Genomic DNA, 6,205 nt, shown 5'->3' on the forward strand with positions numbered 1-6,205 from the left:
GTTCAGACAAGGACGATCAGGTGATAACACCGACGCGGCCTGGAATCTTCGGATTCGGGCCATACTCATTTCTTTCGGAGTCACTGTCCAGCAGCATGAATACGAACAAAATGATGCCGCCAATCAGGGGAACGAAGGCGATGAAATACCACCAGCCGCTCCTGCCGATGTCGTGTAGTCTGCGAATGGTAATCGACAGCGCCGGAATAAAGCTCACCACGCCGAACATTCCCATGCAGATGGCAAACGCATTGATGCCTTCCTTTTCGCCCACGATGGCGCCGCATCCAAAGGCCACGAGACCGAGCGCGAGAGCTGCGAGAAAGTTAAATAACTGGAACATCCAGTATTCGGTGCGCCGCGACCTGCCGCTGAAATCGGTCGCTCTTTGCCAAGCCAGCAGGTACCACGCCATGATCTCCTCCGTTCTCACTTGCCGACAGTACCCATCGCCTGTTTGGTACTATTTCTCGCCTAATTCATAGGGGATGCCGAAGCGACCGATCTGGATGATAGTCCTCGTCGCCGGAGGCCATATATGCAGGTTCGTTACGCCTTTGATTGACGGAATCAGGTGGGCATCCGTTGTTCCCACCAGCGTCCCGGTAGCTGCGTCATTGAAGTGCACGTTAAGCACATCTCCAGCATGCGTATATCCGAAAATGTACTCCCCGGGCTTCAGATCCACGCCGCCGATCTTGATCGGCGATTGGACGACAAGGAAATGCGAGTACTTGCCTTCAGCGCTGTAGCCGGCCGTAATGAGCACAACGCCTGCGATGTAGCGGCCTTGTCCGTCAACGATGCCGCTGGCGGTGCGCATTTCGGTTTCAATGTGTTCCTTGATCACGGGGGCGCGGGCCGGCAGCAGTGAAGCCAGTTCCGTGTCGGAGGCCTGCCGCCAGGCGGGTTTCTGCGCCTGGGTGAGAGTTCCGATAGCTGCAGCAATAAATGCAAGAAGAAGAATTCGTTTCATAATCACCTTGTTTATGGCTTCGGCTTTCGCAGAGATTCTAATGGAACAATGCCGCGCTGAATCGCGGCGGTAGCGGCCTGGGTCCGATCGGTCACACCCAGTTTTCCGAGCAGGCTATTGATGTGCGTTTTGACAGTGGCTTCGGAGATATCGAGCACGGTAGCAATCTCCTTGTTGCTGCACCCATGCACGATCTGCTCAAGCACATCGAATTCGCGGGGCGTCAGTTCCTCTGTTCCGACGCGTTCCGCCAGACGCTGGGCGATTGCGGGTGGAATATGCGATCTGCCCGCATGCACGGTGCGAATGGTCGAAACAAGATCATCGGTTGTCATGCCTTTCAACAGGTAAGCGCGAGCACCGGCCTGGAGCGCGCGAAAGATGTCCTCATCGCCGTCGTAGGTGGTGAGCACGATGAAGCGCGCCTGGGGCGTCTCCATGCGGATGCGCTGAATCACTTCGACGCCGGAGAGTCGCGGCATCCGCAGATCGATCAGGGTGACATTCGGTTGGTATTTCCTGAACTGCGCGATCGCTTCGACACCATCGGCAGCCTCACCGACCACTTCGATTCCTTCCACCACATTGAGAAGGGCCACCAGGCCCTGCCGCACCACGTGATGGTCCTCCACCACGAGGACGCGAATATTCTCCTGTGCCGCCATCACTCCCCCGATCTTTCTCGCGCTTCCTTCGGCGTCATCACTTGCAGGCGCACTGTTGTGCCAAATCCAGGCTCGCTCGCGACTTCAAGCGTGCCCCCAATCGCCTCTGCGCGCTCGCGCATTCCCGTCAGTCCATAGTGGCCGGGAGGCGAATCAGCCGTTTCGTTCACCTCGAAGCCTCGTCCATCGTCGCGCACAACCAACGCGATTTCAGCCGGTCCGTATTCAAGCTGAACAGCGAGATGGCTGGCTCCGGCGTGCTTCTTCACATTATGGATGGCTTCCTGTCCTACGCGGAGGAATTCGCGTTCCATCTCCTGCTGCATTGGCCGATAGGCGCCGTAAAGACTGAAGGTCGCTTCGATGCCATTTCCGTTCGCCAGCTCGGTGGCACGGCGCAATTTGACGGGGAGAGTGTTCTCGCCGGTATCTTGCGAGCGCAATGCCCAGATGGACTGGCGCGCCTCGGCCAATCCTTCGCGAACATGCTGGCGTGCCGTGTCGAGGTGCTTGATCGCAGCTTCAGCGTTGTTGTGACGGAGAAGCTCGGACAGCACTTCAAGCTGAACCGATACTCCGACATACCCCTGCGCGAGCGTGTCGTGTACTTCGCGTGCGATGCGCGTGCGCTCTGCAAGGACGGCGTCGAATTGTCGTTTTGCGCGCAGCAGGCGCAGGCGTAGAAGGAGGACGATGAGGCCGGCGGCCAGTGCAGCCAGCAAAATGTAGAACCATACGGTCTGGTAGAAGTGTGGCTGCAGGGTAAACGCAAGCGCTGCTCCTTCGTCATTCCAGACGCCGTCGTTGTTGGCGGCCTGAACGCGGAAGATATATTGGCCCGGCGGAATATTCGTGTAGTACGCAGAGCGCCTTGCGCCGGCCTCCGTCCATTGATGGTCGAAGCCCTCAAGCATGAAGCGATAGCGGACCTTCTGCGGAGCGGTATAGCTGAGTCCAGCGTAATCGAACTGGAAGTGATTATGTCCTGCCTGAACTTTCAACGGCTCGGCTCCATGCAATGGCAGGTCGACGTCGTCGGCTGCGAAGCGTACAAGCGCGACCGGCGGCGGAACAGTATTGACGGGAAAGTGAGCGGGATCGGCCGCAACCAATCCCTTCGGCGTGGCAAACCAGAGCCAGCCGTCGCGTGAGCGCCATGCGGAAGGATGGCTGTTTGTCGCCATCTGGCGTCCGCGCAGTCCGTCGGCGGGGCCGAACTCCATCCAGTGTGAGCAGCCGCCGACCATGTCGCAATCACAACGCGCAATACCGTTGCCCGTGGCGAACCAAAGGTGGCCGCGTTCGTCGTCCAGAATCGCGTGAATGGTTGTGCGATTCAGACCGGTGTTTGCGACTGGGGAGAAGTGCTGCCCATCCCACAAATTCCACCCATGATCCTGCGTGCCGATCAGCAGGGTTCCATTACTGCGGGGAAGCAACGCGGTAATTACGTTGCTCGACAGCCCGTTTGCTGCAGTGAAATTGGAGATAGACGGATTCGGTCCGCCCTGAATCCGTGAGAGGCCAGCGAGCGTGGCTATCCAGAGGTTGCCCTGGGTATCGCGAGCCATCGCGCCTACAAGGTCGCTCCCGAGGCCGTTCGCCTGTGTGAAGATGTCCATCTGCGAAAGATTGTTTTTCCAGTGCGCGAGGCCGCGGCGCGTACCGATCCAAAGCGAACCATCAGCGTCCACCAGCAGCGACCGGATGAAGTCATCGGGCAAGCCGTCCGCTGAGGTTAAGGAACTGACCGCGCCGTTACGAACACGGTTTAATCCGTCCGGGGTGCCCACCCATAGATCGCCGTTTGGTGCCGCAGCAAGCGAAAGAATCACATCGCTCGAGAGTCCGTCCTTCACTTCCAGAGTCTTGACTTTGCTGATGGAAGTTCCATCGCGGGTGATGGCGTCGAGCCCGATTCCACTTGTCCCCACCCAAAGCGTGCCAGCGTTGTCTTCTACGACGGTAGTTGTGGCGTCCGAGGATAGCCCGTCTCGCGTGCCGAAGATTCGGAATCTTTCATCACGCAGGATATGGAGGCCCCCGGTTTCGGTGCCGACCCAGATATTGCCTTCGCGGTCCTCCATGACGGAGAGGATGGAGGAAGTTGCGAGAGGGTCGGTTACCGGGAAGCGGTCAATCTTGCCTGAGGAATAGCGGACAAGGCCGCCGTTGGTGCCGATCCAGAGTGTGCCTTCGCGGTCGGCGTATGCCGCCTGGATGCGTGAACCGGGAAGGTCTTTGCCGACGGCCCAATGTTGATCACGTTCCTTTTCAGATACTTCAAGGGCGGTTCTGTTGACCAGGATACGAGCACCGTTGCCTATCTCGACCCGGTAGAGCGCGGGAGGACCATGGGGATTGTCGTTCGGGACTGGCTTGATGCTCATCCCATTTATGCCGATGTCGCCGCCCGTGTACTGCATACCAACTTGGCCGTGGTCCGTCGAGACGACGACCATGCCCTGTTGATCCTGACGCATTGAGCGGATGGAATTGACAGGCAGTCCGTTGGCAGAGGTGAATGTTGAGGCCGACCCATCCTTCCATCGAGCCAGCCCGTCGCTGGTGCCGATCCAAAGGGCGCCGTCGTCTGTCGCGAGCAGGCAGCGCACATCGTTTCCGGGAAGGCCAGGTTTGGAGTTCTGATCGAAAAGGACGAAGCTGTTGCCGTCAAAGCGAACCAGGCCGACCTCAGTGCCTAGCCAGATGAATCCGTCCCGCGTTTGTGCAATCGCCTGGACAGTATTTTGCGGAAGCCCGTTCTCCATGACCCACGATTGGCGGCCGTAGCTGCCGAGCGGAGTGGTTGGCTCGAGCGCTGGAGCAAGAGATACAAAAGCGAGCAAGCATGCCAGCAACCAGCTACCAGAGCGCGCAGGTGCGGAAGCCCAGCCTGAAGCCGGAGACGAGCGCGCTTGTAGCGGGCCCTGAGCGGTCGGATTCCCTTCGATTCGCAGCAAGGCGGCTTAATCCAGAACTGGGCCAGAAATGTGACGCTGCTGGAGCATTACTCCGATTATCAGCCCAGCAGCCCGAATTCGCAGAAGTCCTTTTAATTCACAATGCTAGTTCTCGAGACATCTCCACCCAATGGTGGAGGCTGGGGTCGTCCGAAGTACTCAAGACGCCAAACCGCGATCTCGCTACTCTAAGACTGCCTCCTGAAATTAGCTTGTACATTTCTGGCATATAAATTTGAGGGCGGGCCGACATCGGCGCCGCCCTTTTCTTTTGCTCAGCAGGTGCGTCGCGATCGATTCTGCTACCCTCGTTTTCGCATGGACTACGAAAATATTCGCGTGGATAAGCGCGGGCCTCTGGCGACAGTCACGCTCGACCGGCCCAAAGTGCTGAACGCTCTGAACGCGGTGACGTTTACCGAACTTGATTCCGCATTCGACCAACTGGCCTCGGATGGCGAAGTGCGTGTGGTGCTATTGACCGGGGCGGGAGAGCGCGCCTTTGCGGCAGGCGCGGACATCCGCGAATTGGCAGCTGTCGGAGCCGGTGAAGGGACAGCATTTTCGCTGCGCGGCCAGGCGGTTTTCCGCAAAATTGAAACCCTCGGGAAGCCTGTCATCGCCTGTGTGAGGGGATTTGCGCTGGGAGGCGGGTGCGAATTGGCCATGGCATGCACTCTGAGGATCGCAGCCGAGGACGCAAAGTTCGGACAGCCGGAGGTGAAGCTAGGCGTGATTCCGGGCTACGGCGGATCGCAACGCCTGCCACGGCTGGTGGGACGCGGCGCGGCGCTCAAACTGCTGCTGACCGGTGCGATCATCGATGCGCCAGAAGCGTTGCGTATCGGGCTGGTAGACGAGGTTGTGCCCGCAGGCGAATTGCTGTCGCGGGCTGAGTCTCTCGCCGGTGAAATTGCGGCGCAGGCGCCCCTGGCGATCGCGGAGACTCTGCGCGTTGTGGATGAGGGCCTTGATGTGGCGCTTGACCTTGCCCTGCTGCGCGAAGCGGATCGATTTGGGCACTTATGCGACACCGCAGACAAAGCTGAAGGAACCACGGCTTTCCTTGAGAAGCGAAAACCGGTGTGGAAAGGCCAGTGAGAGCTGCGAGATCGGCCAGCTGTGTTAACTGGATCGCAGGCCCCTGATATTCTTGAAGGGTGATCCCCCGTTCAAAAGCTACTGGAATTGCAGCGATGACCGCGCTTCTTGCGGTTGCCCTGGTTGCCTGCCATAAAGAGGAGCAGGCGGTTGTCGGCGTCGCCAAGGACGCTGTAAACGCCGAGCACCAGGCGCAAGCTGCCGCGCAGGCGCGCGCCACCACCACTGACCAGCAGCGTGAGGCCCTCAGTCATATCCCGCTACCGACGAAGAGCATGTACGTGGATGTGCACGACCCTTCCGTTTGGGCCAATCCATTTCTTGTGGTGGCGGCGGATGCCATCACACTGCGTATTGTGCAATCCGATGCCAACACCAGCGATGTGGGCAAAGGCACGATGCTGCGCCCGGAAGCCGCGCGACGGCAGGAGATCGAAATCCGTCCCAAGGACCTGACCGACGCGATGGTGGCCGTGCCGCCGGGCGCGTGGCAGTATGGC

At 59.2% G+C, this 6,205-nt stretch carries 6 protein-coding genes; 2 read left to right on the forward strand and 4 right to left on the reverse strand.

The annotated features are described in order from the left end of the window. Positions 1–16 precede the first annotated feature (16 nt). Genes WA354_RS00450 through WA354_RS00465 form a run of 4 tightly spaced genes read right to left on the reverse strand, consistent with a single transcriptional unit; the run spans position 17 to position 4,490 of the window. The gene (locus WA354_RS00450) at positions 17–415 is read right to left on the reverse strand and encodes a DUF805 domain-containing protein (RefSeq protein ID WP_472811036.1); all 399 of its coding nucleotides are present in this window, start codon (positions 413–415) and stop codon (positions 17–19) included. 48 nt (positions 416–463) lie between these two features. Next, the gene (locus WA354_RS00455) at positions 464–976 is read right to left on the reverse strand and encodes a hypothetical protein (protein ID WP_472811037.1); all 513 of its coding nucleotides are present in this window, start codon (positions 974–976) and stop codon (positions 464–466) included. 11 nt (positions 977–987) lie between these two features. Beyond that, the gene (locus WA354_RS00460; protein WP_472811038.1) at positions 988–1,641 is read right to left on the reverse strand and encodes a response regulator; all 654 of its coding nucleotides are present in this window, start codon (positions 1,639–1,641) and stop codon (positions 988–990) included. Beyond that, the gene (locus WA354_RS00465) at positions 1,641–4,490 is read right to left on the reverse strand and encodes a sensor histidine kinase (RefSeq protein ID WP_472811039.1); all 2,850 of its coding nucleotides are present in this window, start codon (positions 4,488–4,490) and stop codon (positions 1,641–1,643) included. The genes WA354_RS00460 and WA354_RS00465 overlap by 1 nt, the downstream gene beginning before the upstream one ends. A gap of 432 nt (positions 4,491–4,922) precedes the next feature. Between WA354_RS00465 and WA354_RS00470 the strand changes: the two genes are divergently transcribed. Together WA354_RS00470 and WA354_RS00475 are read left to right on the forward strand one after the other, a co-directional pair. Then, complete coding sequence (locus WA354_RS00470) at positions 4,923–5,705, forward strand: enoyl-CoA hydratase-related protein (RefSeq protein WP_472811040.1); 783 nt, start codon at positions 4,923–4,925, stop codon at positions 5,703–5,705. A gap of 95 nt (positions 5,706–5,800) precedes the next feature. Further along, positions 5,801–6,205 (forward strand): hypothetical protein (locus tag WA354_RS00475; RefSeq protein WP_472811041.1); only part of this gene is annotated, 405 nt, incomplete at its 3' end.

The organism is Occallatibacter sp., from assembly GCF_049802275.1.
Classification (GTDB): domain Bacteria; phylum Acidobacteriota; class Terriglobia; order Terriglobales; family Acidobacteriaceae; genus Telmatobacter.

Bases quoted from the DNA above. Each gene is read 5' to 3' on its own strand.
- WA354_RS00450 (WP_472811036.1), bottom strand. From the start codon at position 415: ATGGCGTGGTACCTGCTGGCTTGGCAAAGAGCGACCGATTTCAGCGGC.
- WA354_RS00455 (WP_472811037.1), bottom strand. From the start codon at position 976: ATGAAACGAATTCTTCTTCTTGCATTTATTGCTGCAGCTATCGGAACT.
- WA354_RS00460 (WP_472811038.1), bottom strand. From the start codon at position 1,641: ATGGCGGCACAGGAGAATATTCGCGTCCTCGTGGTGGAGGACCATCAC.
- WA354_RS00470 (WP_472811040.1), top strand. From the start codon at position 4,923: ATGGACTACGAAAATATTCGCGTGGATAAGCGCGGGCCTCTGGCGACA.